At 68.6% G+C, this 25,272-nt stretch carries 21 protein-coding genes; 8 read left to right on the top strand and 13 right to left on the bottom strand.

Annotation, left to right across the window (positions count from 1 at the left end; all coding sequences use genetic code 11):
- Positions 1-194 precede the first annotated feature (194 nt).
- The 4 genes from ACU4E7_RS07515 to ACU4E7_RS07500 all read left to right on the top strand — a co-directional run bounded on the left by ACU4E7_RS07515 (position 195) and on the right by ACU4E7_RS07500 (position 3,532).
- Positions 195-1,109 (top strand): peptidylprolyl isomerase, encoded by a 915-nt coding sequence (locus tag ACU4E7_RS07515; protein ID WP_238122325.1) that lies wholly within the window; start codon positions 195-197, stop codon positions 1,107-1,109.
- Positions 1,109-2,173, top strand: a complete 1,065-nt coding sequence (gene pdxA, locus ACU4E7_RS07510; RefSeq protein WP_447021141.1) for a 4-hydroxythreonine-4-phosphate dehydrogenase PdxA — start codon at positions 1,109-1,111, stop codon at positions 2,171-2,173. Before ACU4E7_RS07515 ends, pdxA begins: the two co-directional genes overlap by 1 nt.
- A complete protein-coding gene (gene rsmA, locus ACU4E7_RS07505; protein ID WP_238122329.1) occupies positions 2,170-3,027 on the top strand; it encodes a 16S rRNA (adenine(1518)-N(6)/adenine(1519)-N(6))-dimethyltransferase RsmA in 858 nt (285 codons plus the stop codon). Before pdxA ends, rsmA begins: the two co-directional genes overlap by 4 nt.
- Before the next feature lie 136 nt (positions 3,028-3,163).
- Positions 3,164-3,532, top strand: a complete 369-nt coding sequence (locus tag ACU4E7_RS07500; protein ID WP_238122331.1) for an ArsR/SmtB family transcription factor — start codon at positions 3,164-3,166, stop codon at positions 3,530-3,532.
- 6 nt (positions 3,533-3,538) lie between these two features.
- Here the strand turns inward: ACU4E7_RS07500 and ACU4E7_RS07495 are convergent, their stop codons facing one another.
- From ACU4E7_RS07495 to ACU4E7_RS07485, 3 genes are read right to left on the bottom strand one after another with little or no spacing between them, the layout of a single operon-like run.
- Positions 3,539-4,705 (bottom strand): NAD(P)/FAD-dependent oxidoreductase, encoded by a 1,167-nt coding sequence (locus tag ACU4E7_RS07495; RefSeq protein ID WP_447021140.1) that lies wholly within the window; start codon positions 4,703-4,705, stop codon positions 3,539-3,541.
- A gap of 5 nt (positions 4,706-4,710) precedes the next feature.
- Positions 4,711-5,328, bottom strand: a complete 618-nt coding sequence (locus ACU4E7_RS07490) for a YeeE/YedE thiosulfate transporter family protein (RefSeq protein WP_447021139.1) — start codon at positions 5,326-5,328, stop codon at positions 4,711-4,713.
- Between the two features lie 24 nt (positions 5,329-5,352).
- Complete coding sequence (locus tag ACU4E7_RS07485) at positions 5,353-5,880, bottom strand: YeeE/YedE thiosulfate transporter family protein (RefSeq protein WP_447021138.1); 528 nt, start codon at positions 5,878-5,880, stop codon at positions 5,353-5,355.
- 242 nt (positions 5,881-6,122) lie between these two features.
- Between ACU4E7_RS07485 and ACU4E7_RS07480 the strand changes: the two genes are divergently transcribed.
- The gene (locus ACU4E7_RS07480; protein ID WP_447021137.1) at positions 6,123-6,659 is read left to right on the top strand and encodes a methyltransferase family protein; all 537 of its coding nucleotides are present in this window, start codon (positions 6,123-6,125) and stop codon (positions 6,657-6,659) included.
- On the opposite strand, the gene metH is transcribed toward ACU4E7_RS07480, so the two are convergent.
- From metH to ACU4E7_RS07465, 3 genes are all read right to left on the bottom strand, one after another.
- Positions 6,622-10,341 (bottom strand): methionine synthase, encoded by a 3,720-nt coding sequence (gene metH, locus ACU4E7_RS07475; protein WP_238122336.1) that lies wholly within the window; start codon positions 10,339-10,341, stop codon positions 6,622-6,624. The two genes, ACU4E7_RS07480 and metH, sit on opposite strands and share 38 nt — an antisense overlap.
- A 74-nt stretch (positions 10,342-10,415) precedes the next feature.
- Complete coding sequence (gene metF, locus ACU4E7_RS07470) at positions 10,416-11,339, bottom strand: methylenetetrahydrofolate reductase [NAD(P)H] (protein ID WP_238122337.1); 924 nt, start codon at positions 11,337-11,339, stop codon at positions 10,416-10,418.
- Entirely contained in the window at positions 11,339-12,370 is a 1,032-nt protein-coding gene (locus ACU4E7_RS07465; RefSeq protein ID WP_238122338.1) for an ArsR/SmtB family transcription factor, read from the bottom strand. The genes metF and ACU4E7_RS07465 overlap by 1 nt, the downstream gene beginning before the upstream one ends.
- 270 nt (positions 12,371-12,640) lie before the next feature.
- Between ACU4E7_RS07465 and ACU4E7_RS07460 the strand changes: the two genes are divergently transcribed.
- Entirely contained in the window at positions 12,641-13,759 is a 1,119-nt protein-coding gene (locus tag ACU4E7_RS07460; RefSeq protein ID WP_238122339.1) for a L,D-transpeptidase family protein, read from the top strand.
- Positions 13,760-13,876: 117 nt separating this feature from the next.
- Here the strand turns inward: ACU4E7_RS07460 and ACU4E7_RS07455 are convergent, their stop codons facing one another.
- Positions 13,877-14,557: a DUF1345 domain-containing protein gene (locus ACU4E7_RS07455; RefSeq protein WP_447021136.1), complete on the bottom strand. Its 681-nt coding sequence runs from the start codon at positions 14,555-14,557 to the stop codon at positions 13,877-13,879.
- A gap of 152 nt (positions 14,558-14,709) precedes the next feature.
- On the opposite strand from ACU4E7_RS07455, the gene ACU4E7_RS07450 reads away from it, so the two are divergent.
- Positions 14,710-15,279 carry an HdeD family acid-resistance protein gene (locus ACU4E7_RS07450; RefSeq protein WP_238122463.1) on the top strand — a complete coding sequence of 190 codons (570 nt, stop codon included), beginning with the start codon at positions 14,710-14,712 and terminating at the stop codon, positions 15,277-15,279.
- 110 nt (positions 15,280-15,389) lie between these two features.
- On the opposite strand, the gene ACU4E7_RS07445 is transcribed toward ACU4E7_RS07450, so the two are convergent.
- The 5 genes from ACU4E7_RS07445 to ACU4E7_RS07425 form a co-directional block, all read right to left on the bottom strand.
- On the bottom strand, positions 15,390-18,515 hold the full coding sequence (locus ACU4E7_RS07445) for an efflux RND transporter permease subunit (RefSeq protein WP_447021135.1): 3,126 nt from the start codon (positions 18,513-18,515) through the stop codon (positions 15,390-15,392).
- Positions 18,512-19,684, bottom strand: coding sequence for an efflux RND transporter periplasmic adaptor subunit (locus tag ACU4E7_RS07440; protein ID WP_238122342.1), 1,173 nt, complete (start codon positions 19,682-19,684; stop codon positions 18,512-18,514). The genes ACU4E7_RS07445 and ACU4E7_RS07440 overlap by 4 nt, the downstream gene beginning before the upstream one ends.
- 102 nt (positions 19,685-19,786) lie before the next feature.
- Complete coding sequence (locus ACU4E7_RS07435) at positions 19,787-20,419, bottom strand: TetR/AcrR family transcriptional regulator (RefSeq protein WP_238122343.1); 633 nt, start codon at positions 20,417-20,419, stop codon at positions 19,787-19,789.
- Between the two features lie 70 nt (positions 20,420-20,489).
- Positions 20,490-21,479: a phosphoglycerate dehydrogenase gene (locus ACU4E7_RS07430; protein WP_447021134.1), complete on the bottom strand. Its 990-nt coding sequence runs from the start codon at positions 21,477-21,479 to the stop codon at positions 20,490-20,492.
- A gap of 175 nt (positions 21,480-21,654) precedes the next feature.
- The gene (locus ACU4E7_RS07425; RefSeq protein WP_238122345.1) at positions 21,655-22,167 is read right to left on the bottom strand and encodes an Hsp20 family protein; all 513 of its coding nucleotides are present in this window, start codon (positions 22,165-22,167) and stop codon (positions 21,655-21,657) included.
- Positions 22,168-22,425: 258 nt separating this feature from the next.
- Between ACU4E7_RS07425 and ACU4E7_RS07420 the strand changes: the two genes are divergently transcribed.
- On the top strand, positions 22,426-23,370 hold the full coding sequence (locus tag ACU4E7_RS07420; protein ID WP_238122346.1) for an alpha/beta fold hydrolase: 945 nt from the start codon (positions 22,426-22,428) through the stop codon (positions 23,368-23,370).
- A gap of 4 nt (positions 23,371-23,374) precedes the next feature.
- On the opposite strand, the gene hisN is transcribed toward ACU4E7_RS07420, so the two are convergent.
- Positions 23,375-24,157: a histidinol-phosphatase gene (gene hisN, locus ACU4E7_RS07415; protein ID WP_447021133.1), complete on the bottom strand. Its 783-nt coding sequence runs from the start codon at positions 24,155-24,157 to the stop codon at positions 23,375-23,377.
- Positions 24,158-25,272 lie beyond the last annotated feature (1,115 nt).

Here is a 25,272-nt window from a genome sequence, read left to right as displayed (position 1 = left end):
TTCCCGCTGTGGTCCTCTTGCCGTTGCAGGGCGCTTCCTTCGCCGCCGGGCCCGCTGCAGGCGCTGATGTCCGGCCTTGGCCCCTGGTCGTGGCTCCAGACCTTGGCCCCATTCGTGCCACAGCGCCCCGGCAAAGATCTGGGGTTCCCTCCTCTTGCCGACCGTATGTCGCTTGCCGCGTTCGGATAAGGACCATGCGCATTCCTCTTCGCCTCGCCCCGCTCCTGACGCTCGCACTCGCGCTGCTGCTGCCGCTGTTCGCCCCGGGCACCGCCCTGGCCCAGAAGGTGGTGGTCATGGTGAATGGCGACCCCATCACCTCCTACGACGTGACGCAGCGCCAGCGCCTCGTTCAACTCCTGGACCGCAAGAGCATCTCGCCCAAGCAGGCGCTGGAGCAGCTGATCGACGATCGCCTCAAGATCCAGCAGGTTCGCTACCTGAAGACCACCATCGACCAGAAGGACGCCGATCGCCTGTTCGCCAGCGTGGCCGAGCGTTCCGGCCGTACGGCGCAGCAGCTCGCCGCCGGCCTGTCCCAGGGCGGTCTCGATCCCGAGGCCTTCAAGACCAAGCTCGCCGCCGACTATGTCTGGGGCCAGTATGTGCGCAGCCGCGCCGGCTCAGTGACCATTCGCGATGCCGACGTCATCGCCGCCCTGCAGAAGCGCGGTGAGACCTCGCTCACCGCCACCGAATACGTGCTGCGCCCCATCATCTTCGTGGTGCCCCGCAATTCCAACGGCCACGGCGCCCGCCTCGCCGAGGCCAATTCGGTGCGGGCCCGCTTCAACGGCTGCGAAAGCGGGCTGGAGATGCTCAAGGGCCTGCGCGAAGTGGTGGTGCGGCCGCCGGCCCTGCGCCTCTCCTCCGACATGCCGCCGGCGCTGCAGAAGATCTTCGACCAGACCGCCGTCGGCCGCCTGACCCCGCCGGAAGTCAGCCAGTCCGGCGTCGAGACCTTCGCCGTCTGCGAGAAGCGCCAGGTGCGCGGGGAAAGCCCGCAGAAGCGCGAGATCAAGGACGAGCTCTCCAGCAAGCAGTTCAATTCGGTGAGCAGCAAGCTGCTGGCGGAGCTGCGCAAGGGCGCGCTGATTCAGTACCGCTGATGGGCCAGCCCGCGGACCGCCCGCTCGTTCTCACCACCGGAGAGCCCGCGGGCATCGGCCCCGAGCTCATCCTGCGGGCCTGGCAGGCCCGCGCCGACCTGCCCGCCTTCCTGGTCACCGGCGATCCCGATCTGCTGGCGCGGCGTGCCGGTGAGCTGGGCCTGGACATCCCCATCGCCATCGTCACCCGGCCGGCGGAGGCCATCGGCGCCGCCGCCCTGCCGGTCTGGCCGGCGGGCCCCAGCGCCACCGCCGCCCCCGGCCAGCCCGACGCCACCAGCGCCGCCAGCGTGCTCGCCAGCCTCGACGCCGCCATCGACCTGGTGCGCGCCGGCACCGCAGCGGCTCTTGTCACCAATCCCCTGGCCAAGTCGGTGATGTACGCGGCCGGCTTTCGCTTTCCCGGCCACACCGAATATCTCGCCCATCGCGCCACCGACGCCGGCGGCGCCGCACCGCGCCCGGTGATGATGATCTGGTCGCCGGCGCTGGCGGTGGTGCCCGCCACCATCCATGTGCCGCTGCGCCAGGTGCCCGATCTCGTGACCCCGGCGCTCCTGGTGGAGACCGGCCACATCATCGCCCGCGACATGCAGCGGCGCTTCGGGCTGGCGGCGCCCCGGCTCGCCTTCGCCGGGCTCAACCCGCACGCCGGCGAGAACGGCACCCTCGGCCGCGAGGATGAGGACGTGGTCCGCCCGGCGGTGGCACAGCTGCGCGCCGCCGGTATCGACGCGCGCGGCCCGCTGCCGGCGGACACCCTGTTCCATCCCGAGGCCCGCGCCACCTATGACGTGGCGGTGGGCATGTATCACGACCAGGTGCTGATCCCCGCCAAGACGCTGGCCTTCCACGACGGCGTCAACGTCACCCTGGGCCTGCCCTTCATCCGCACCTCGCCCGACCACGGCACCGCCTTCGATCTCGCCGGCACCGGACGTGCCCGACCCACCAGCCTCATGGCCGCCCTGCGGCTGGCGCGGCGGCTGGCCGATACCCAGGCGGAGCGGGCCGACACCCGGGCGCAGGCTGCCCCATCCCGCCATCAGGTTCCCACGCCGTGAGCGCCCTCGACGACCTGCCTCCCCTGCGCGATGTCATCCGACGCCATGGGCTGTCCGCCCAGAAGTCCCTGGGCCAGAATTTTCTGTTGGACCTCAACCTCACCGGGCGCATCGCCCGGGCCTCGGGCCCGCTGGAGGATGCCACGGTGGTGGAGGTGGGCCCCGGTCCCGGCGGCCTCACCCGGGCGCTGCTGGCGCTCGGCGCCCGCCGGGTGATCGCCATCGAGCGCGACCGCCGCTGCCTCGATGCCCTGGCGGAAGTAGCCGACCATTATCCGGGCCGGCTGCAGGTGATCGAGGGCGATGCCCTGAAGGTGGACGTGCTGCCGCTGCTGGAGGGCCAGCCGGCGCGGGTGGTGGCCAACCTGCCCTACAATGTCGCGACCCTGCTGCTGGTGGGCTGGCTGTCGAGCGACCCCTGGCCGCCGTGGTTCACCTCACTGACCCTCATGTTCCAGAAGGAAGTGGCGGAGCGCATCGTCGCCGCGCCGGGCAGCAAGGCCTATGGCCGGCTGGCGGTGCTGGCCGGCTGGCGCACCACCGCGCGGATCGCCTTCGACGTCGCCCCCTCCGCCTTCGTGCCGCCGCCCAAGGTCACCTCGTCGGTGGTGCACCTGGTGCCGCGCGCCAGCCCCGCGCCGTGTGCGCTGGCGACCTTGGAGCGGGTCACCGAAGCCGCCTTCGGCCAGCGCCGCAAGATGCTGCGGCAGAGCCTCAAGTCGCTGGGCGGCGATCCGCTGCCGCTGCTGGCGGCTGCGGGCGTCGCGGAGACGGCGCGGGCGGAGGAGATCGACGTGGACGGGTTCGTGGCGCTGGCCAACGCCTTCGCTGCGCGCCATGCCGCCACCACATGATTGGCGCAGGTTTTGCTAGCCGGCGGTGAAGGGTCGTCACGGCCAGGGAGGTCCCGCGCCGCGTGATCACCGGCCCACCGGCTGAATGGAGTGCGGCCCGCAACGCGGGCGGCGGTCTCGATCAAGGTAGACACACATGGTCCCCACTGGATCGCCACCAGATGCCGGCGAGCTGTGCCGCGCCGGCGCGGTTTCGCCGACGATCGAAACCATGATGGGCAATGCCCGCGATGCCAGCGCCTTCCTGAAGGCCCTGGCCAACGAGCACCGGCTGCTGCTGCTCTGCCTTCTGTCGGAACGCGAGCGCTCGGTGACCGAACTGGAAACCATCCTCTCACTGCGCCAGCCGGCGGTTTCCCAGCAGCTGGCGCGGCTGCGGCTCGACGGGCTGGTGACCACCCGCCGCGACGGCAAGGCGGTCTTCTATCGCCTCGCCAGCGAGGATGTGCAGCGGGTGCTGACGGTGATCTACGACATCTTCTGCGGCCGCAAGGCGGCGCCCTGAGCCCCCTCAGCCCCGGCGATAGGCCTTGAGATAGTGCGTTTCAAAACGGCGCTTGAGGTGGTGGAAGGGGCCAAGGCGCGGCAGAGCGAAATTGCGCCTCGTGTTGCGGAACACCAGCATGCCCGCGTCGAGGGTGTCGACGATGCAGACCAGCTCGGGCTTGAAGGTGGCGGTGGCCGGGCGGCCGGCCAGCTCCGCCGCCATGTTGCGGGCAGCCGCCTCGGCCTGGAGATCGGCCTGATGGGCCTGCTTGGGCATCCAGTCCGGCCCCGGGAAGGACCCGGCATCCCCCGCCACATAGACCCGTTCCAGGCCCGGCACGGCGCAGGTCTCCGTCGCGACGACGAAGCCTCCGGGGGATCTGGGCAGGTCGCTCGCCTCCAGCCACGCCGGCCCGGTCAGACCGGGCATGAACAGGATAAGGTCGGCGGCGAAGGCTCCGCCCTCGGTGACCACCTCATGGGCGTCGAAGCGCACCATCTTGTGCCCGAGCCGGGTGGTGATGCCGCGCTTCGCCATCTGGCCCAGAAGACCGCCCACGGCCTTCGGCCCCAACCGCTGGCCCGGCTGGGTGGAGGGGTTGAAGAACACCAGCTCGAACCGCTCCCGCCGGCCCTGGCGGCGCAGCAGGGTGTCGATGCCGAACAGGAATTCGAACATGGGCCCGCCGCGCACTGCCGAGGGCTCATTGGGATTGGCCCCGAATCCCACGGCGATGGTGCCGCCCGCCATGTTCGCCAGGCGATCGCGCACCGCCTCGGCGGCGGCGATGCCGGAACAGGGGATGATGGCGTGTTCGATGCCGGGCAGCTTGCGGATAGAGCGGCCGCCGGTGGCGATCAGCAGCATGTCGTTGGCCACCGGGCCGGCCGAGGTCTCGACGATGCGGCCGCCATCGCTCACCGCCTCCACCTGCCCGGCAAGGTGGGTGACGCCGTGCCGGGCGAAGAAGTCCGCCAGCGGCACCTGCAGATCCGCCCCCTGGCGCAATCCGGCGGGAATCCAGATGAGGCTGGGCAGATAGGTCAGCGTCGCCGAGGGCGAGACCAGGGTGATGGGCGCCCGCACCCCGGCGCGTCGGAGCGCCCGCACCGCGGTCAAAGCGGCGAAGCCCGCCCCGAGGATGACGATGCGCCGTTCGCCGGCGCCGGGCGCGGCCTGCGCGGCGGCCATGGCGCTCACTCCGCTGCCTTCAGGCGGGCGGACACGGGCGCCTCGGCGGCGGCGAAGTCGCCATCCACGTCAGCACCGAGATCGTCCCGCCAGGGCCGCCACTTCTCCAGAGCCACCAGCGCACCCACCAGCACTACGGCGAAGCCCGCGGCCAGCAACGGATAGGGCAGGCCGGTCAGGTCCATGAAGGTGAGCTTGCCGGGGCCGCCGGTGAACAGCAGCGGCGTCAGGGCCGGCTCGGCATAACTGAAGGCGATGGCGCCGGCGAGGCCGCCGGCCAGGGTGAACCAGGCATCGCGATAGCCGGCGCCGATCTGCGCCAGAATGGTGCCGGGGCACGCCCCCGCCAGGGTGATGCCGGCGCCCAGCACCAGGCCGCCCAGCACATCGGCAGCGTAGAAGGTGGCCTTGGGGGCGAGCTTGATGAGGCCGAAGCCCTGCAGCACGGCGAGCACCACGGCGCCGGTGGCCACCGCGGTAAGGAACACCTTGAGCATGGTGAAGTTGCGCAGCTGCATCTGCCCCACGATCATGCCGGGCTCGAACACCCGGGCCTTCTCGAAGGCGAAGCCGAACACGACGCCCATGGCGAGACCGATGAGAATGGCCGGAAAGACGGACATGGAGGTTCTCCCGAAAGGCGTGGGTCAGATGCGGCGCAGCACGAGGACGGCGGTGGCGATGCCGCCCACGAACATGAAGGCGACGGCGATGGTGGAGGAGACCGCCATCTGCGCCATGCCCGAGAGGCCGTGGCCGGAGGTGCAGCCATCGGCCACCCGGGCGCCGAACAGCATCAGGAAGCCGGCACCGAAGGCCACCGCATAACGCGCCACGGGGCTGTGGGTGCCGAGTGCCCGGCCCCAGATGGGGGAGATGGCCTGACGCCTGGCGCCCGACAGCTTCATGGACAGGAAGGCGCCCAGCGCCACCCCCACCACCAGGGCCACCTGCCACCAGTTCTTGCCGGTGGCGGCCATGTGCTTGGCCACATAATCAATGCCCACCACCGCCGGATCGAACAGGGAAGCGATGTAGCCGCCCACCGTCACATAGGACGAGGAGGCGCCGAGGGCGGTGGAGATGAGAAGGAAGGCCGGCACCTGCAGCAGACCGATGATGATGCCCGCCACATAAGGCGACCACGCCTTCTGGCGCAGGGAACACACGCGCATGGGAAGCTCTCCGCGAGAGGCAGGACCGGCCATCGGGGCACAGGCCTATATATTCAAGAAAATGAAATTATATGATTTGAATGTTTTGGCAAGAGGCCGTCGCCCCACGGCGGCACCCGGTCGAACGCGCCGCACGCGGATCGCCCCCCGCAGGTTATGCTTCAATGAACAGCGCTAATGGGATGGGCGGCTCGAATGCCGCCGACGCCGAGCGCCCGCACCGGTGCCAGAGGGAAGTCATCATGACATCCATGCCCGATCATGCCGCAACGCGGCCCAACCGCCTTCCCTGGCCGCCGCTAATCTATGGCGCCGCCCTCGTCGCCGGGCTCGGTCTTCAGGCCTTCGTGCCGGTGGGGTGGCCAGCCGCCGTGATCGGCTGGCCCCTGCGCGGCACCGGCGTGCTGGTTGCGGCGGCGGGGCTGGGCTTCGATTTCTGGGCGTTGCACACCTTGCGCCGCGCGCACACCAACATCCTGCCCCACCGCGCAGCCGACCACTTGGTCACCCACGGGCCCTTCGCGCTCACGCGCAACCCCATTTATCTGGGCAATACGCTGCTGGTGCTGGGGATCGGTCTGGTCCTGAGCAATGCCTGGCTGATGGGCGCCGCGCTGATGGCGGCCTTCGCCACCGACCGTCTCGCCGCTCGCCGCGAGGAATGGCACCTCGCGGCCAAGTTCGGCCCCGCCTTCACCGCCTATGCGGCGCGGGTGCCGCGCTGGATCGGGCGCCCCCGCCCTATTCCGCAGCCGCCTGGCGGGTGGGATCGTAGTTGAGGATGGGGGCGAGCCACTTTTCGGCTTCCGCCACCGTCCATTCCTTGCGGGCGGCGTAATCCTCCACCTGGTCACGCTCGATGCGGCCGACGCCGAAATAGGCGGCTTCCGGGTGGGCGAAATAGAAGCCGGACACCGCCGCCCCCGGCCACATGGCGTAGCTCTCGGTGAGGCGGATGCCCACCTCTTCCGTGGCGTGCAGCAGCGCGAACAGCGTGCCCTTCTCTGTATGGTCGGGCTGGGCCGGATAGCCGGGCGCCGGGCGGATGCCGCGATAGGTCTCGGCGATCAGCGCCTCGTTCGACAGCGCTTCCTCCGGCGCATAGCCCCAGTATTTGGTGCGCACCAGCTGGTGCATGCGCTCGGCGAACGCCTCGGCGAGGCGGTCGCATAGGGCTTTCAGCAGGATGGCGGAATAATCGTCATTGGCGGCCTTGAAGGCGGCCACCCGCTCCTCCTCGCCGATGCCCGTCGTCACCGCGAAGCCGCCCACATAATCGGCGACGCCGCTTTCCATGGGCGCCACATAATCGGCGAGCGCCAGGTTGAAGCGGCCCTCCCGCTTGGCCAATTGCTGGCGCAGGGTGTGCAGGGTGGTGAGGGGATTGGCACGGCTCTCGTCGCGGAACAGCACAATGTCGTCGCCCACCGCATTGGCCGGCCAGAAGCCGATCACCGCGCGGGCGGTCACCCACTTCTCTTCCACCATCCTGGCCAGCATGGCCTGGGCGTCCTTGAACAGGGCGCGGGCGGGCTCGCCCACCACCTTGTCGTCCAGGATGGCGGGGTAACGCCCGGTGAGCTCCCACGACTGGAAGAAAGGCGTCCAATCAATGAAGGGCACGAGGTCGGCGAGGTCGTAATCCTCGAACACCTCGGTGCCCAGAAGCTGGGGCCGGGGCGGGACATAGCCGGAGAAATCGAGCTTCAGCCCGTTTTCCCGCGCCTTGGCCAGCGGCACCCGCTGCTTGTTGGCGTCGGCGCGGGCGTGGGCCTCGGCCAGCTTCACATATTCGGCGCGGATGTCCGCCACATAGGGGCCGCGGGTTTCGGCATTGAGCAGGCTCGAGACCACGCCCACGGCGCGGCTGGCGTCGGTGACATAGACCGCCTGGCCGCGCTCATATTGGGGCGAGATCTTCACCGCCGTATGCACCCGCGAGGTGGTGGCGCCGCCGATGAGAAGGGGCAGCGAGAAGCCTTCGCGCTCCATCTCGGCGGCCACGTTCACCATCTCGTCCAGGGACGGGGTGATGAGGCCCGAGAGGCCGATGACATCCACCTTCTCAGCCTTGGCGGTTTCCAGGATCTTGGCCGTGGGCACCATGACGCCGAGGTCGATGACCTCGTAATTGTTGCACTGCAGCACCACGCCGACGATGTTCTTGCCGATGTCGTGGACATCGCCCTTCACCGTGGCCATGAGGATCTTGCCGGCGGCCGAGGCGGCGGTGAGGCCCTGCTCGGCCTTTTCCTTCTCCATGAAGGGCATGAGATAGGCCACCGCCTGCTTCATGACGCGGGCCGATTTCACCACCTGGGGCAGGAACATCTTGCCGGCGCCGAACAGGTCGCCCACCACGTTCATGCCGGCCATCAGCGGCCCTTCGATCACGTGCAGCGGCCGTTCGGCCCGCGCGCGGGCTTCCTCGGTATCGGCCTCCACATAGTCGGTGATGCCGTTGACCAGAGCGTGCTCCAGCCGCTTCTCCACCGGCCAGGTGCGCCAGGTGAGGTCCTGCTCCTTCTTCTCCCGGCCCTGGCCCTTGAAGTTCTCGGCCAGCGCCAGCAGCCGCTCGGTGGCATCGGCGCGGCGGTTCAGCACCACGTCCTCGCAGGCCTCGCGCAGCTCCGGCTCGATCTCGTCATAGACCGCGAGCTGGCCGGCATTGACGATGCCCATATCCATGCCCGCCTGGATGGCATGGTAGAGGAACACCGCGTGCATGGCCTCGCGCACGGGCTCGTTGCCGCGGAAGGAGAAGGAGAGGTTGGAGACACCGCCCGACACATGGGCATAAGGCAGTCCCTGGCGGATCCAGCGGGTGGCCTCGATGAAGGCGACGCCATAGCCCGCATGCTCCTCGATGCCGGTGGCCACCGCGAACACGTTGGGATCGAAGATGATGTCCTCGGGCGGGAAGCCCATCCCGGTGAGGATGTCATAGCCACGCTTGCAGATGGAGGTCTTGCGCGCGTAGCTGTCGGCCTGGCCCTCTTCATCGAACGCCATCACCACCACCGCGGCGCCGTAGCGGCGCACCAGCCGGGCCTTTTCGCGGAATGCCGCCTCGCCTTCTTTCAGCGAGATGGAATTGACGATGCCCTTGCCCTGCAGGCGCTTCAGCCCCTGCTCGATGATGTCCCACTTGGAGCTGTCCACCATCACCGGCACCTTGGCGATGTCCGGCTCGGAGGCGACGAGGTTGAGGAAGGTGATCATGGCGGCCTCGCTGTCCAGCAGGCCTTCGTCCATGTTGATGTCGATCACCTGGGCGCCGTTTTCCACCTGGTCGCGGGCCACTGCCAGCGCGGCGGGGAAATCGCCATTGGTGATGAGCTTCCTGAACCGCGCCGATCCGGTGACATTGGTGCGCTCGCCCACGTTCACGAACGGGATCTCGCGGGTCAGCTCGAACGGCTCCAGGCCGGAGAGGCGCAGGCGCGGCTCCAGCTCCGGAATGGCGCGGGGGCGAACGCCCTTCACCGCCCCGGCGATGGCGGCGATGTGGTCCGGCGTGGTGCCGCAGCAGCCACCGACGATATTGACGAGACCGGAAGTGGCGAACTCGCCCACCAGCGCCGCCATGGCTTCCGGGCTCTCGTCATAGAGGCCGAACTCGTTGGGCAGGCCGGCATTGGGATAGGCGCACACCAACGTATCGGCCACCCGGCCGATCTCGGCGATGTGGGCGCGCATCTCCTTGGCGCCGAGCGCGCAATTGAGGCCGATGGAGAAGGGCTGCGCGTGGCGCAGGGAATACCAGAAGGCCGAAGGCGTCTGGCCGGAGAGGGTGCGGCCCGACAGATCGGTGATGGTGCCGGAGATCATCACCGGCAGGCGCAGGCCCAATTCGTCGAACAGCCCCTCGATGGCGAAGATCGCCGCCTTGGCGTTCAGCGTGTCGAAGATAGTCTCCACCAGGAGGATGTCGGCGCCGCCGGCGATGAGGCCGCGGGCCTGCTCGCCATAGGCTTTCGCGAGATCATCGAAGGTCACCGCCCGAAAGCCGGGGTCGTTCACGTCCGGCGAGATGGAGGCGGTGCGGTTGGTGGGGCCGAAGGCGCCGGCGACGAAGCGGCGGCGGCCGTCTTCCTGCTCCGCCGCGATCGCCGCTTCCTTGGCGAGGCGGGCGCTCTCGAAATTCAGCTCGTAGACGATCTCTTCCATGCCGTAATCGGCCTGGGCGATGGTCGTGCCGGAGAAGGTGTTGGTCTCGACGATGTCGGCGCCGGCGCGGAAATACTTGAGATGGATCTCGCGCACCGCGTCGGGCTGGGTGAGGCTCAGAAGGTCGTTGTTGCCCTTCACGTCGCGCGGCCAGTCCTTGAACCTGGTGCCGCGATAGCCCGCCTCGTCGAGCTTCAACGCCTGGATCATGGTGCCCATGGCGCCGTCCAGCACCAGAATGCGCTCGCGCGCGGCGGCGGTGAGGGCGGAAAAGACGTCGGAAGAGCTCATGATCGATCTCGGGCTACGGGCGGCATCAGCGGCCGCCGTGAGATGAAATGTCGAACAACGGGGCGCGGGACCGTCTATCCCGCGCGCGTCTCCGCCGCCGCCACGCCCGGCACCTTCGGCCTCAGGCCCAGCAGGTGGCAGATGGCATAGACGAGGTCGGCGCGGTTCAGCGTATAGAAATGGATATCGGTGACACCGCGATCAACGAGGTCCGTCACCTGCTCCGCCGCCACCGCGGCGGCGATCAGCTTGCGCGTCTCCGGATCGTCGTCGAGCCCCTCGAACCGTTTGAGCAGCCAGGCCGGCACCGTGGCGCCGGTGCGGGTGGCGAAGTTCGAGGCCTGCTTGAAATTGGTCACCGGCAGCAGGCCGGGCACGATGGGAATGTCGATGCCCTTCGCCCGCACCTTGTCCAGATAGCGGAAATAGACGTCGTTCTCGAAGAAGAACTGGGTGATGGCGCGGGTCGCGCCGGCATCCACCTTGGCCTTCAGCACCTCGATGTCGGCATCGATGGAGGGGCTTTCGGGGTGCATTTCCGGATAGGCCGAGACCGACACCTCGAAATCGCCGATGCGCTTGATGCCGGCCACCAGGTCCGCCGCATAGGCATAGCCACCCGGCGTCGGCTCATAGCGGGTGCCCACCCCGGCGGGCGGATCGCCACGCAGCGCCACGATATGCTTCACCCCCGCCTCGCCATAGGCGCGGATCACCGCATCCACCTCGTCCCGCGTGGCGTTGACGCAGGTGAGATGGGCGGCGGGGGCGAGGGTGGTTTCCTTGACGATGCGCGCCACGGTGGCATGGGTGCGCTCGCGGGTGGAGCCGCCGGCGCCATAGGTCACCGAGACGAATTCCGGCTGAAGCGGCGCCAGCCGGCCGATGGAGGCCCACAGGGTCTTCTCCATCTCTTCGGTCTTGGGGGGAAAGAACTCGAAGGACACCGTCACCGGCGCCCGCCCGGTTTCCCGGCTCGCCCGCACTTCGCCCGCCATCACGCCACCTCCCTGTCGGCGGCGCCCTCGGAAACCGGCGCCTGCCCGGCCGCGCCGGCGCGCGGATCACGCGCCAGCCACAGCGATACCGTCAGCCCCTGCTCGCCCGCATGTTCGGGCGCCAGGGTTTGAAACCGTTCCGGCACGAGGCCGGCCTGGATCAGCCAGGCCTCCACCGTTTCGCGCGCGAAGCCGAGCCGCCGGTGGGCATGGGCCTCGCGCAGGAATTCGAGATCGTGGGGGGCGAAATCCACCACCAGCAGCCGGCCGCCGGGCTTCAGCACCCGCGCCGCCTCGGTGAGCGCCCGCCCGCCGTCATCGAGATAATGCAGCACCTGGTGCACGATCACCGCATCGAAGGAATCGCGCGGTGCCGGCACGGCATAGATGTCGCTCTGGCGCAGCAGGCAGTTGCGGATGCCGGCTTTCTCCAGATGGGTGCGCGCCACCGCCAGCATTTCCGGCGACAGGTCGAGACCCATGCCCCGATCGATGCCGCCAGCGAACAATTCCAGCATGCGCCCGGTGCCGGTGCCGAGATCGAGCAGCGACTGGATGGGCGCATCGGCGAAGCTCGCGCGCACCGCCGCTTCCACCGCCGCTTCCGGCACGTGCAGCCTGCGGATCTCGTCCCATTCGCGGGCATGGGCGGCGAAATAGGCCTGGGCGGCGGCGGCGCGGGTCGCCCGCACCGCCTCCAGCCGCTCGCGATCGCGCGCCAGCACGCCGTCGCGCGGATCCAGCAGATCGAAGAGGCGGCCGGCCACCTCGGCGAGCGGCCCGTCGGCGGTGCGGCGATAGAAGATCCAGCTGGCCTCCCGATGCCGCTCCACCAGCCCGGCCTCCGCCAGCAGCTTCAGGTGACGCGAGATGCGCGGCTGGGACTGGCCGAGGATCTCGGTGAGATCGGAGACCGTGAGCTCGGCCTCGCCCAGCACCGCCAGAAGACGCAGGCGCGTTTCCTCCCCCGCCGCCTTCAGGGCATCGAGCAGGGAGGCGAACAACAGGCGCGGCGGCTCAGAGTCAGACATAAGGATATGCTTATATCTTGAGCGAGGAGAATTTCAAGCACCGATGCGGCACCGTGCCCCGCCCCAGAACCGACCCATTCCGATCACGATATGCGGCGTTGCATCCACGTGCGTTGCCTCCCCGACGAGGCGGCGCTAAACGGCTGCGAACGGGGCATGTGCTTGACGTTGCGCGGGGCAGCATCGGGCGTACAGCCACCACCTCAGCGTGTCGAAATTTCCTTTGCGCCGTTTCCAATTTCGTCACGTTTCAGGGTTAACACCTCTGTCATGACCTTGCGCCACTCACTCCTTCTCGCTGCCCTTGGGGCCACCGTGCTGTCGGCACCGGCTTTTGCCCAGAGCGCGTATCCGGGCTACCCCTCTCGCGACGAGACCGGGGCACTTCCTGCGGATGTGCCGCCCGGAAGCGTCAGCGGCACCTATGGCGCGGCACCTCCCGGCTACAGCGATCCCTATGCGCGCGGCGGCTCCAATGCGGCCGCCGATGGCGTGGAGCGCACCAATCTGGCGCCGCCCCCCGGCTATCAGCAGGCGCCGTCCTACGGCGGCCAGGAGCAGCAGGCTTCCACCGGCTATCCGCAGCCGGCGCAGCCCGCCTATCCGCAGCAGCAGGGCACCTATCCGCAGTCGGCCTATCCGCAGCAGGGCTACGAACAGCAGCCGGCAGCCACTGCCTATCCGCAGCCGCCTTACGGCCAGCCTGCCTATCAGCAGGGCAACGCCGGCCAGCAGACCTATGGCCAGAGCCAGTATCCCACCAATGCCGCCCCACCGGCCGGTGTCTATGAATCCAACGCCGCCGTCGTGCCCGGCACCCAGGAGGCGCCGTCCGGCCCGCGCATCGAGGACGTGGATCCCGCCGAGCCGGTGCCGGATCGCTTCCGCCGCCAGACGGTGGACTATGTGACCACCCAGCCGGCTGGCACCATCGTCATCGATACCCCCAATACGTACCTCTATTACGTGATGGGCAACGGCAAGGCGATCCGCTACGGCATCGGCGTGGGCCGCGAAGGCTTCACCTGGGCCGGCACCGAGCGGGTGAGCGCCAAGAAGGAATGGGCGGACTGGCGGCCCCCGGCGGAGATGATCCAGCGCCAGCCCTACCTGCCGCGCTTCATGGCCGGCGGCCCGGGCAACCCGCTCGGCGCCCGCACCATGTATCTCGGCGGCACCGTCTACCGCATCCACGGCACCAACGAGCCGCAGACCATCGGCAAGTTCGTGTCCTCGGGCTGCTTCCGCATGCTGAACAACGATGTGGAAGACCTCTATGACCGGGTGAAGGTGGGCACCAAGGTGGTGATCCTGCCGAAGCCGGTGTCGAGCCCGGCTCAGGCGAGCATGGCCCCGGCGGCGGTGCCGGTGGCCGCAGCGCAGCGCTGACCATCGATCCGGCGCTCGCCGCCGCCCGATCGACAGGCGGCAAGAGCTGTCTCCCGAAAAACAAGGCGCGCTCCTGCGAGCGCGCTTTTTCTTTGCCCGTCACATTGATTTTGCGCCTCACACCAGAGCGGCCGCCACGTTCACGCCCAGGGCGATGATGGTGGCATTGAAGAGATAGGACGCGATCTGGTGCCCCAGGGCCAGCCGGCGCAGCCGCGGCGAGGTGATGGAGACATCGGCGGTCTGTGACGCGGTGCCGATGTTGAAGGCGAAATAGAGAAAGTCCCAATAATCCGGCTCGCCGGTGCCGGGGAACTTCAGCATGGGGTGGGCGTCCGCCACCTCGGGCCGATAGAATTCCCGCGCATAATGAAAGGCGAAGACGCCGTGGAAGAACAGCCAGGCCAGCACCAGCGTGCTGACCACCAGGGGAATGTGCGCGAGGCGGTGCGCCGCCCCCTCCCCTGAGGCATGGGCTTCCAGCGCCACCGCCACCACCCCGGCGAAGCTCGCCACCAGGCCGATGAGAAACGCCGCCCAGGCCCCTTCATCGGCGGCTTCCGCATGCCGGCGCACCACCGCCGCATCGGAGGTGACCACCAGATGCAGCGCCAGCGCCAGCCACAGCACCGCCGCCACATCGAAGCTGGCGAGGAAGCGCACGTCATGCCCCAGCGCCGGCGGCAGCAGCACAAACACCAGCGCGGCGGTGGCCACCGCCAGCGTCAGCCGCAGATGGGCCCGCAGCAGCCGCGCCAGCAGCGGCGGCCGCGCCGCGGCCCCCTCCCTCTCTTTCATGCCCCGGTCTCCACCATCGCGACGCTCACGCCTTAAGTATCTTACACATCTGCGTGATCTTCATGGGGTTGTGCTTATATGGTGGCCCCGGGGGGCTCCCCGCATCACCGATTGTTCGCGCCGACACGCATCTTTGGAGACGGCTCATGTCCATGCCTTCACCCGCGTCCTCTACCGCGCTGACCGACACGCTGCATGCCATCCGCGCCAATTGGGGCTGGTTCGTCGCGCTCGGCATCGCTTTCGTCATCCTGGGCTTCATCGCCCTCGCCCATGTGCTGGTGTCCACCATCGCCACCGCCCTTTATGTGGGCGCGCTGATCCTGGTGGGTGGCGTGATCCAGGTCATCCACGCCTTCCGCGTGCAGGGCTGGGGCCGCTTCTTCTACTGGCTGCTGGCCGGCCTGCTCTACGTGGTGGCGGGCGGCCTCATCATGTACAATCCGCTGCTGGGCGCCGGCGTCATCACCCTGCTCATCGGCGTGGCGCTGGCGGTGGAAGGCATCTTCCGCATCGCCGCGGGCATCGGCTCACGCGGCACCGGCGGCTGGGGCTGGATCGTGTTCTCCGGCCTCATCACCCTGCTGCTGGGCGCCATCATCATCGCTCAGTGGCCGGTGAACTCGGTCTATATCCTCGGCCTTTTCCTGGGCATCGACCTGATCGTCAACGGCGTGGGCACCTTCTTCTTCGGCCTTGCCCTGCGCCAGAAGACCGCCTGAGCCGTCCGCTCATCCGCCTGAAACGCAACGCGGCCCCGTCCTTTCGGACGGGGCCGCGCGCATGAAGAGAGGCCGGAACGAGACGGGGGCGATGTCCGTTCCGTGCCCTCTCATTCCGCCGGGTGGAGCGCGCCGGACACTGGAGCGTCGGCGGTCACCTTCACCCGGAACCAGGTGGCATAGAGGGCCGGCACCACCAGCAGGGTCAGCGCCGTCGCCACCAAAAGGCCGCCCATGATGGTGATGGCCATGGGCCCCCAGAACACGCTTTCCGCCAGCGGGATCATGCCCAGCACCGCCGCCATCGCGGTGAGCACCACCGGCCGCGCCCGGCGCAGCGTCGCCTCGACGATGGCCTGGTGCGGGGTGGCGCCGGCGGCGATGTCATGGTCGATCTGGTCCACCAGGATCACCGTGTTGCGCATGATCATGCCGGCGAGCGCGATCAGCCCCAGCAGCGCCACGAAGCCGAAGGGCTGGTGGGTGACGAGCAGCGCCGCCGAGGCGCCGATAAGCCCCAGCGGCGCCGTCGCCATCACCAGGGCCAGCCGGGAGAAGCTCTGCAGCTGGATCATCAGGATGGTGAGCATGACGATGATCATGATGGGGAACACCGCCGCCAGCGACTTGTTGGCCTTGGCGCTCTCCTCCACCGAGCCGCCGGTCTCGATGCGATAGCCGGCGGGCAATGCCGCCTTCACCGCGGCGAGCTTGGGCAGGAGACGCGCAGTCACATCCGGCGGCTGCACCCCGTCGCGCACGTCGCCGCGCACGGTCAGCACCAGGTCGCGGTCGCGCCGCCACAGGATCGGCTCCTCGCTGGAATAAGCGATGCGCGCCACCTGGCCAAGGGGGACCGCCACCCCATTGTGGTTGGTGACGGTGAGGGCCCCGAGCCGCTCCAGATCCACCCGCTCCTCCGGCACGGCGCGGGCCACCACGCCGATCAGGAGGTTGCCCTCCCGATACTGGGTGACGGTGTAGCCGGACAGCAGGGTCTGCAGGGTTTCGGCGAGATCGCGCGGGGTGGTGCCCAGGGCCCGGGCCCGGTCCTGATCCACCGACAACGTGATGGACTTCACCTGCTCGCCCCAATTGAGGTGCGGATCAATGACCGCCGGGTCTGCGCCCATCACTTGGCGCACCTCCTCGGCGATGTCGCGCACTTTCAGGGGATCGGGCCCCACCACCCGGAACTGCACCGGGAAACCCACCGGCGGACCGAACACGAAGCGGTCGACGCGCACCCGCGCCTCCGACAGGGCGCCCTCGGCCACCACCTTGTCGAGCCGCGCCTTGACCCGCTCGCGGGCCGCCACATCCTTGGTGACGATGACGATCTGCGCGAAATTGGGGTTGGGCAGCACCGGGTTGAGACCCAGCCAGAAGCGCGGCGCGCCCTGGCCGATATAGGTGGTGGCGGAGAGGATGTCCGCATCCTCGCCCACCAGCGCTTCGGCCTTCTTGGCGGTGGTGGTGGTGGCCTCGATGGAGGAGCCCTCCGGCAGCCGCATCTCCAGGAACAGCTCGGTGCGGGTGGAGGTGGGGAAGAACTGCTGCTGCACGAAGCCGAAGCCCACCACCGCCAGGGCGAACAGGCCCACGGTGGTGCCGATCACCAGGAAGCGATGGCGCAGGCAGGCCTCCAGCATGCCCCGCAGCAGGCGATAGAGGCGGCCGCTGCGCAGGTCTTCGGCGGCGTGCTTGCCCTTCATATCCGGCAGCAGCACCGTTCCGAGATAGGGGGTGAACAGCACCGCCACGAACCAGGAGGCAATGAGGGCGATGCCCACCACCCAGAAGATGCCGCCGGCATATTCGCCGGACGAGGAGCGGGCGAAGCCCACCGGCAGGAAGCCCGCCGCCGTCACCAGCGTGCCGGTGAGCATGGGAAAGGCGGTGGAGGTCCAGGCGAAGCTGGCGGCGGAGATGCGGTCCCAGCCCTCCTCCATCTTCACCACCATCATCTCGATGGCGATGATGGCGTCATCCACCAGCAGGCCCAAAGCGATGATGAGGGCGCCGAGGGTGATGCGGTGCAGGTCCATGCCCGATGCGAACATCACCAGGAACACGATGGCGAGCACCAGCGGCACCGACAGGGCCACCACGATGCCGGAGCGGAAGCCCAGCGACAGGAAGCTCACCACCAGCACGATCACCAGCGCCTCGGCGAAGGTCTTCAGGAACTCGCCCACGGATTCGCCGACGATGTGCGGCTGGTCCGCCACCTGCACCACGTCGATGCCCACCGGAACCTCCGTCATGGCATCAGCCATGGCGCGCTGAATGTCCTGGCCGAGGGTGAGGATGTTGGCGCCCTGGGCCATGGAGACGCCGAGGCCCAGGGCCGGCCGGCCATGCTGGCGGATGACGTAGCTGGGCGGGTCCTCATAGGCCCGCTTGACCGTGGCGATGTCGCCGAGCCGCACCAGCGCGCCGCCGGCGCTGATGGGCACCTCGGCGATGGCCTCGGCGCCGGTGAAGGCCCCGCTGAGCCGCAAATTGATGCGGTCGGCCTTGGTGTCCACCGCGCCGCCGGCCACCACCGCATTCTGCCGCGCCACGCTGTCGAAGATCTGCGCGGGGGTGATGCCGAGGGTGGCCAAGCGGGCGTGGGAGAATTCGATATAGATCCGCTCCGGCCGCTCGCCGATGAGGTCCACCTTCTCCACATTGGGCACCCGCAGCAGCCGCTGGCGGATCATCTCCGCCTGGCGCTTGAGCTCGGCGGGCGACGCCCCGTCGCCGCTCAGCATGTAGAGGGCGGAATAGACGTCGCCATATTCATCGTCGAAGCTCGGGCCAACCACCCCTTGGGGTAGGTCGCCCTTGATGTCCCCCACCTTCTTGCGCACCTGGTACCACAGGTCCTTCACCGCAGAAGGCGGCGTGGTGTCGGCGAGATAGACCTGCACGAAGCTGATGCCGGGGCGCGAATAACTTTCCACCCGGTCGAGATGCGGCATGGTCTGCAGCTTCTTCTCGATGGGATCGGCCACCTGGGCCTGCATTTCCGAGGCGGTGGCACCGGGCCAGGCGGCGGAAATCACCATGACCTTGATGGTGAAGGAGGGGTCCTCGGCGCGGCCGAGGTTGAGGTAGGAATAGAAGCCCGCCGCCCCCAGAAGGATGATGGCGAACAGGGTCAGCGCCCGATGGGTGATGGCGAAGCGCGAGAGGTTGAACGGGCTCTTGAGCGCCGCCGCCTCCTCGGGAGTGGGGCCGGCGCTCATGGGCGCACCTCGGCGCGGGCGGTCGTGCTCACCGCATCCTTGGCCGGCACGGTGCGCACGCTGCGGCCCGGCTCCAGCGTGTGGACACCGAGGGTGACCACCTGCTCGCCCTGGCTCACTCCCTTGCTGATCAGCGCCGAATCGTCGGTGTAGCCGGCCAGCTCCACCGGCCGCGCCACCAAGGTGTGGGTGGCCTCGTCCACCACGAACACGTGGGGGCCGTGCCCCTTGTCGAACACCGAGGACAGCGGCAGCCGCGCCACCATCACCCCGGCCTTGGGGGTCAGCGTCACCGTGGCGGTCATGCCCAGGGCCACCGCATCGTCGTTGCTCTCCAGGGTGAAGCGGGCGGCATAGGTGCGCGAGGCGGGATCGGCCTGGGGCGACAGCTCGCGCAGATGGGCGGCAATGCGCCGGTTGGGATCGGCCCACAAAGAGACCGAGGCATCGGAACTGCGGGCCGCCGCGAGCGCCGTTTCGGGCAGCGCCACCGCCGCCTCCTTCTCATCGAGCCGCGCCACCCGCACGATGGTCTGCCCCGAGGACACCACCTGCCCCGGCTCGGCAGCGGTGGAGACCACCACGCCGGCGGTGTCGGAAACGAGATCGGCATAAGAGAGCCGGTTCTCCGCCAGCTCCAGGGATCTCTTGGCCCGCTCGAGGCGGCCGACCGCCTCCTCCTTGGCCAGCGCCTTACGATCCAGCTCGGCATTGGAGGCGACGCCCTTGGCCGTCAGCGAGCGATAGCGGCCATCCTCGGCGGTGGTCTGCGCCAGATTGGCGGTGGCGGCGGCCATCTCCGCCCGCGCGCTTTCCAGCTCGAGCTTCAGGTCTTCCGGATCGATGCGGGCGATCAGATCGCCCTTCTGCACCCGGTCCCCCACTTCCACCTTGCGCTGCACCACCTTGCCCCCCACCCGGAAGGCGAGATCGATCTCGCGACGGGCCCGCACCACGCCGACGAAGGTCTTCTCCGCCTCCCGCGGGCGCAGCTCGACCGTGGTCACCTGGACGGGACGGGACGGTTCCGCCTCGGTCTGCGCCGGGGCACTCTCGCCACATCCGGCCAGCGCCAGCGACAAGGTGAGGGCGGCCGCCGGCAGCAGCGCCGCCCGGCCCCCCCGGCGCGAGGGCAGTCCATCCCGAAGGATCGAAGAACGAAAGGCCATGGTTCGGTTCCTGTCGGCTGAACGGTTATGGTTCAACGCTGATATTTTTTCGTAATCGTCACAAAACGCCCATGACGAAACGCGGTGCCGAGGCACCGCTAGTCAGGCCAGATCGGACCGGTTCACCTCGATGCTGCGCAGAATGAAGCGCATGGTCGCGGTCAGGCTCGCTTCCAGGTCCTCATCGATATTCTGGGCCACCAGCACCGGATGGCAGAACCGCACGCAGGTGCCGAGGATGATGCCGCTCACCTGGGCGGGATCGTGGGGCACGAACACCCCCGTCTCGATCCCCTCCTGGAGCACCTTGGCCACCACCGCGCCCATGCGTGCCTTGTGGCTTTCGATATTGTCCCAATTGTTCTCGATGGCCACCAGCACCATGTCGTGCACCCGCCGCTCGGCCAGGAAATTGTCCCGGTGGTAGCGCAGGATGGCGAGATAGATGTCGATGATGCGCTGCTGCGGCGTGCCGGGGCCGGCGCCGATCACTTCCGCCTGCCGCTCGATCTCCCCCAGGCAGCGCTGGCAGATGGTGGCGACGATGGCGGTCTTGGAGGGAAAGAAGCGGTAGACATTGGCGGGCGACATACCCAGCTCGGCGGCGATATCGGCCACCGCGGTCTTGGCGAAGCCCATACGGCGAAACAGGTCCTCGGCCACCAGGGTGATCCGCGCGCGCGTCTCCTCCGCGGTTTCCCTGTGCCGGCCGGCCTCTTTCACCCTGACGGTCACACGCGCCTCCAATGAACTGACGATTGTCATAAATCGTCAGTGATCAAGACGCAAGAGGCGCAGGGCGGCTTTACCGCCCGTCGGCCACCACGCAACCGGGCGGCAGCTCCTCGTCCGACAGGGCGGCGGCGACGCAATGGGCGGAGATGAGGTTGCCCCGCGCCAGCGCCTCACGGCTGCCGCCGGCGGTGTGGGGGCTCGCCACCACGTCCTCCCGCGCCACCAGCGCGCGGGCGAGCGCCTGCTTGGCCGGATCGGTCTCCGCCTCGAACACGTCGAGACCGGCACCGGCGAGATGGCCGCGCTCCAGCGCCCCCAGCAGGGCGCCCTCATCCACCAGCTCGCCGCGCGAGGTGTTGACCAGCACCGCACCCGGCTTCATGGCGGCCAGAGCGGCGCTGTCGATCAGATGCCGGGTCTGCGACGTCAGCGGCGCATGCAGGCTCACGACATCGCTATGGGTCAGCAGCTCGGCGAGGGGCACGAAGGTCACGCCGTCACAGGCAAGGTCCGGACGCGGCGTGGTGACCAGCACCCGCGCATCGAACCCCTTGAGCCGGCGCGCCACGCCGCGCGCGATGCGGCCAAAGCCGATGAGGCCCACGGTCTTGCCGAACAGATCCGTGCCGCTCAGGGGCCGCCAGTCGCCATGGCCCATGCGGGCCTGCCCTTCCCGCAGCCGCCGCATCACCGCCAGCATCAGCGCCAGGGTGTGGTCGGCCACAGAAGGGTCGTTGGCGCCGGCGGCGATGGCCACCACGCGGCCCAGATCGCGCGCCGCCGCCACGTCCACCCGGTCATAGCCGACACCGCGGCGGGCGATGACCTTGAGCTGCGGATGCCGCGCCAGCACCGGCCGCGTCACCGCCCGCAGGCCGACGATCCAGCCGCCGACCCCCTCGAGGAGGCGGTCGAGATCGGCATCGGAAATATCGGTATCGATGGCGTCGGCGGGCAGGCCGGAGCCCACCACCTCGAAGCCGCGATCCTCCAGGAAGCGGGTGGCGGCGGCATCGAACAGCCGGGTGGTGACGAGAACCTTGAGGGGCGTTGCGGACACGGGCAGCCTATCCTGATCGACGGAATCGACGTCTGCCCTCTCCTCGCGCCGGGATCGCGCCGGATCAAGAGGCCGACAAAAGAAAAGCGGCGACGCCCACCGCGTCGCCGCCGAACAGGTCCCGGAGGCACCAGGACCCCGGCACCTCCGGTCCTTGGGTCAGGTCACCCCGACGTCAGGCCGCCTGGGGCGCCGGCTGGGGTACCGCGACGGCATTCCCCTCGACGGTGGTGCCGCCTTCGATCGCCTTCGGCGCCTCCCCGGTGGTGGCGATGGGAATGATGCGCGGCTTCTTGGCCTCGGGAATGTTGCGCACCAGATCCACGTGCAGCAGCCCGTTCTCCAGCACCGCGCCTCGCACTTCCATATGATCGGCCAGCTGGAAGCGGCGCTCGAAGGCGCGGGCGGCGATGCCGCGATAGAGCACCTGCGCGCTCTGCTGCTCCTCGGCCGCCTTCTTCTCACCCTTGAGGGTGAGCGCATTCTCCTTCACCTCGATGCTCAGCTCGGCATCGGTGAAGCCCGCCACCGCGACGGTGATGCGATAGGTATTCTCCCCCGTCCGCTCGATATTGTAGGGCGGATAGGTGGGTGCCGCATCGACGCCGCCGACGGAATCGAGCAGCGAAAACAGCCGGTCGAAGCCAACGGTGTTGCGATACAGCGGGGACAGATCAAACGTACGCATGGCATATCCTCCTTGAAGCGACATGCAGGGCCCGCCGAAGCCGGGCCCGATCCTGGCGCCGTCACGATGACCGGCGCCGTTCTCGATGTGGGAAGGCCCCCAAGAGCCGTCAAGACCCGCCGCGTTCGCGCGCGGTCATCCCGTTTCACCCCTGCCGGCGCGGGGCGATCAGGCGGATCGTTGTGGTGGCGGCGGCGAGCGTGTAACCCTCGTCCCTAGCCGATCCTCTGCGCCTCCAGGCATCCGGGCCGAAATTCCATGACCCTGTTCAGCCGTCCCGATGATCCGGCGCCCGAGGGCGCCATCACCGGCGAGATCACCACCGCCGACGGCGTGCGCCTGCGCTATGCGCGCTGGATGCCCCAGGGCACGCTGCGCGGCACGGTGGCGCTGTTTCAGGGACGCGCCGAGTTCATCGAGAAATATTACGAGGTGGTGCGGGAGCTGCGCAGCCGCGGCTTTGCCGTCGCCACCCTCGACTGGCGCGGCCAGGGGGGCTCGCAGCGCCTCCTGCGGTCTCCGCTCAAGGGCCATGTGCGGCATTTCCGCGACTATGTGACCGATCTGGAAGCCTTCGCCCGCGAGGTGCTGCTGCCCGATTGCCCCGCGCCGCACTTCGCGCTGGCCCATTCCATGGCTGGCGCCATCCTGCTCCACGGCACCCTGGCCGGCCACCGCTGGTTCGATCGCATGGTGCTGGTGGCGCCCATGCTGGGTGTCGATGTGGTGCCGCTGCCGGGCCTGGTGCGTCCGCTGGTCACCACCCTCGCCTATGCGGGGCTGGCGCGGGCCTTCGTGCCCGGTGCCCGCGGCCGGCCGATCACCGCCATCCCCTTTGCCCGCAACCTGGTGACCTCGGACCCGGTGCGCTACGCCCGCGCCGCCAGCCTGGTGGAGGCCCACCCGGAACTCGGCCTCGGCGCCCCCACAAATGGCTGGCTGCATGCCGCCTACGGCGCCATGGCCACCCTGGCCGATCCGGAGGTGATCCGGCAGATCCGCCAACCACTGCTGATGATCGCCGCCGGCGCCGAGCGCATCGTCTCCAATGCCGCCATCGAGCATCTGTCGGCGCGCCTCATCGCCGGCGCCCATGTGGTGGTGCCGGCGGCCCGTCACGAAATCCTGCAGGAGCGGGACATCTTCCGCGCCCAGTTCTGGGCCGCCTTCGACGCCTTCATCCCCGGCACGCCGGTGCTGTGAGCCCTCAGGCGGTCAGCACGCGCAGTGCCTGTTCGTGCACCGCCCGGCTGCCGGCCGCCACCACCCGGCCACCGTCCGCCGGTGAGCCGCCCTCCCAGCTGGTGACGATGCCGCCCGCCCCCTCGATGATGGGGATGAGCGCGACGATGTCGTGATTCTTCAGCTCGGTCTCGATCACCAGGTCCACCAGACCGGCAGCGAGCATGCAGTAAGCGTAGCAATCCCCGCCATAGCGGGACAGCCGCACCTGCTCTTCCACCCGCTCGAAGGCGGTGCGGTCGGCGCCATGCATCAGCCGCGGGCTGGTGGTGTAGAGCATGGCGTCCTCCAGCCGCGCGCAGTCGCGCACCCGCAGCACCCGCTCTCCCGCCGGGCCGCGATAGCGCGCCACCGCGCCATTGCCGAAGAAGCGCTCCTTGATGAACGGCTGGTGCATCATGCCGTAGACCGGATCGCCGTCCTTCATGAGGCCGATCAGCGTGCCCCAGGCCGGCAGGCCGGCGATGAACGATTTGGTGCCGTCGATGGGATCCAGCGCCCACACATAGGGGGCGTCAGTGTCCTCGTTGGCGAACTCCTCGCCGATGATGCCGTGGCTGGGGAACGCCTCGCGAATCATCCGCCGCATCACCTGCTCTGCGGCGCGATCGGCCTCCGTGACCGGATCGAAGGCGGTGCCGTGGCTCTTGTCCTCCACCCCCAGAGCGGTGCGGAAGAAGGGCAGAATCGCTTCGCCCGACACGGTCGCGAGATGATGCACGAAGTCGTCGATGGCGACAGCGGTCATGAGTGCGCTCCAGATCTGCCGCCCCCTGCGGCAGCCCGCGAACGGCTTCGGTGGCAAGGACTTCGCCCGCCCTCCGTGCAGCGGACAGGCGGCACCGGCCCTGGCGTGATCCCGGAATGCAGCGGAACACGCGGGCAATCAAGTGCGAACCGCAGGCGGCGTCGCCCATCGGTGGGGCGGCGAGGATTCGGGCAGGGGCGGATCAAGGAATGAGCAGATGTGTGCAAGAGTGTGTGCCGGCGGGCTTTTTCACCCCCAAAGCTGCCTAAACAATCCGCGGCGGCGCGGCTTGAAGAAATGGGGTGATCCCCGCATATTGATGCAGCGCGGCATTGCCTATTGCAGTGCCGCTGCCCTCCTTGGGCGTTTCCTCCCTAGACTTGGGCCGCTCCCACTTGGCGAGCGGCCCCTTTCTTTTGGCAAGCCCACAGGTCTTGGCGCCTCCACCGCTGCGTCTCCACCGGTCTTTTGGGCGTCTCCACACCTCTTTGCAGCCTGCAGGTCTTTGGTGCCCCCAGCACATCTGGCGCGGACATTGGCTATACGGCTTCGCTGCGACTGCGCCGTGCCGAGATCCGGCCGGGACGATCTGCGCGCACAACCCGCATTCTACAATGAAAAGTCGCAACATCCATTCGACACACGAATAAGATGCATCGCGACCGCGGCCGGCCTCCAAGCGGACCATCTGGCCCACCACCCGGCGGACGGGCGACGCCATTTCAGCACGTTCAGTGGTGTGCGAACCGGTCGATTCGTGACGAAAAGATGGCACCAGGGACCGGAGGGGGTCTTAGCCGCTTGAGCGGGCTCTCAAAAAATCAAAGAAAAACAATGGATTAATTCTCTACCGTGCGATGCGACAAACGGGCACTTGATTTCTGGCAGCGCACTCGGCTATTTGTGCAGTGCGACATGGCGATTGGCGTCGCTGTGTCGCTGCCCTCCTTGGGCGTTTCCTCCCTAGACTTGGGCCGTTCGTTTACACGGACGGCCCCTTTCTTTTCTGGGGTGGATCGAAGGGTTCCGGCCGCCCGAAGGCCGATCCATTCCCCACCATCCGTCAGCGCTCCGCACGTCGCGCCCCTTGGCGCATTCCGTCCGCGCTCTTCGGC

The organism is Xanthobacter sp. ZOL 2024 (assembly GCF_052932325.1).
This window is presented reverse-complemented; position numbering and strand designations above follow the sequence as displayed.

What these genes read in the sequence shown, in the direction of transcription:
- ACU4E7_RS07515 (WP_238122325.1), top strand. Translation starts at nt 195, where the DNA reads ATGCGCATTCCTCTTCGCCTCGCCCCGCTCCTGACGCTCGCACTCGCG.
- pdxA (WP_447021141.1), top strand. Translation starts at nt 1,109, where the DNA reads ATGGGCCAGCCCGCGGACCGCCCGCTCGTTCTCACCACCGGAGAGCCC.
- ACU4E7_RS07500 (WP_238122331.1), top strand. Translation starts at nt 3,164, where the DNA reads ATGGTCCCCACTGGATCGCCACCAGATGCCGGCGAGCTGTGCCGCGCC.
- ACU4E7_RS07495 (WP_447021140.1), bottom strand. Translation starts at nt 4,705, where the DNA reads ATGGCCGCCGCGCAGGCCGCGCCCGGCGCCGGCGAACGGCGCATCGTC.
- ACU4E7_RS07490 (WP_447021139.1), bottom strand. Translation starts at nt 5,328, where the DNA reads ATGTCCGTCTTTCCGGCCATTCTCATCGGTCTCGCCATGGGCGTCGTG.
- ACU4E7_RS07485 (WP_447021138.1), bottom strand. Translation starts at nt 5,880, where the DNA reads ATGCGCGTGTGTTCCCTGCGCCAGAAGGCGTGGTCGCCTTATGTGGCG.
- ACU4E7_RS07480 (WP_447021137.1), top strand. Translation starts at nt 6,123, where the DNA reads ATGACATCCATGCCCGATCATGCCGCAACGCGGCCCAACCGCCTTCCC.
- metH (WP_238122336.1), bottom strand. Translation starts at nt 10,341, where the DNA reads ATGAGCTCTTCCGACGTCTTTTCCGCCCTCACCGCCGCCGCGCGCGAG.
- metF (WP_238122337.1), bottom strand. Translation starts at nt 11,339, where the DNA reads ATGGCGGGCGAAGTGCGGGCGAGCCGGGAAACCGGGCGGGCGCCGGTG.
- ACU4E7_RS07465 (WP_238122338.1), bottom strand. Translation starts at nt 12,370, where the DNA reads ATGTCTGACTCTGAGCCGCCGCGCCTGTTGTTCGCCTCCCTGCTCGAT.
- ACU4E7_RS07460 (WP_238122339.1), top strand. Translation starts at nt 12,641, where the DNA reads ATGACCTTGCGCCACTCACTCCTTCTCGCTGCCCTTGGGGCCACCGTG.
- ACU4E7_RS07455 (WP_447021136.1), bottom strand. Translation starts at nt 14,557, where the DNA reads ATGAAAGAGAGGGAGGGGGCCGCGGCGCGGCCGCCGCTGCTGGCGCGG.
- ACU4E7_RS07450 (WP_238122463.1), top strand. Translation starts at nt 14,710, where the DNA reads ATGCCTTCACCCGCGTCCTCTACCGCGCTGACCGACACGCTGCATGCC.
- ACU4E7_RS07445 (WP_447021135.1), bottom strand. Translation starts at nt 18,515, where the DNA reads ATGAGCGCCGGCCCCACTCCCGAGGAGGCGGCGGCGCTCAAGAGCCCG.
- ACU4E7_RS07440 (WP_238122342.1), bottom strand. Translation starts at nt 19,684, where the DNA reads ATGGCCTTTCGTTCTTCGATCCTTCGGGATGGACTGCCCTCGCGCCGG.
- ACU4E7_RS07425 (WP_238122345.1), bottom strand. Translation starts at nt 22,167, where the DNA reads ATGCGTACGTTTGATCTGTCCCCGCTGTATCGCAACACCGTTGGCTTC.
- ACU4E7_RS07420 (WP_238122346.1), top strand. Translation starts at nt 22,426, where the DNA reads ATGACCCTGTTCAGCCGTCCCGATGATCCGGCGCCCGAGGGCGCCATC.
- hisN (WP_447021133.1), bottom strand. Translation starts at nt 24,157, where the DNA reads ATGACCGCTGTCGCCATCGACGACTTCGTGCATCATCTCGCGACCGTG.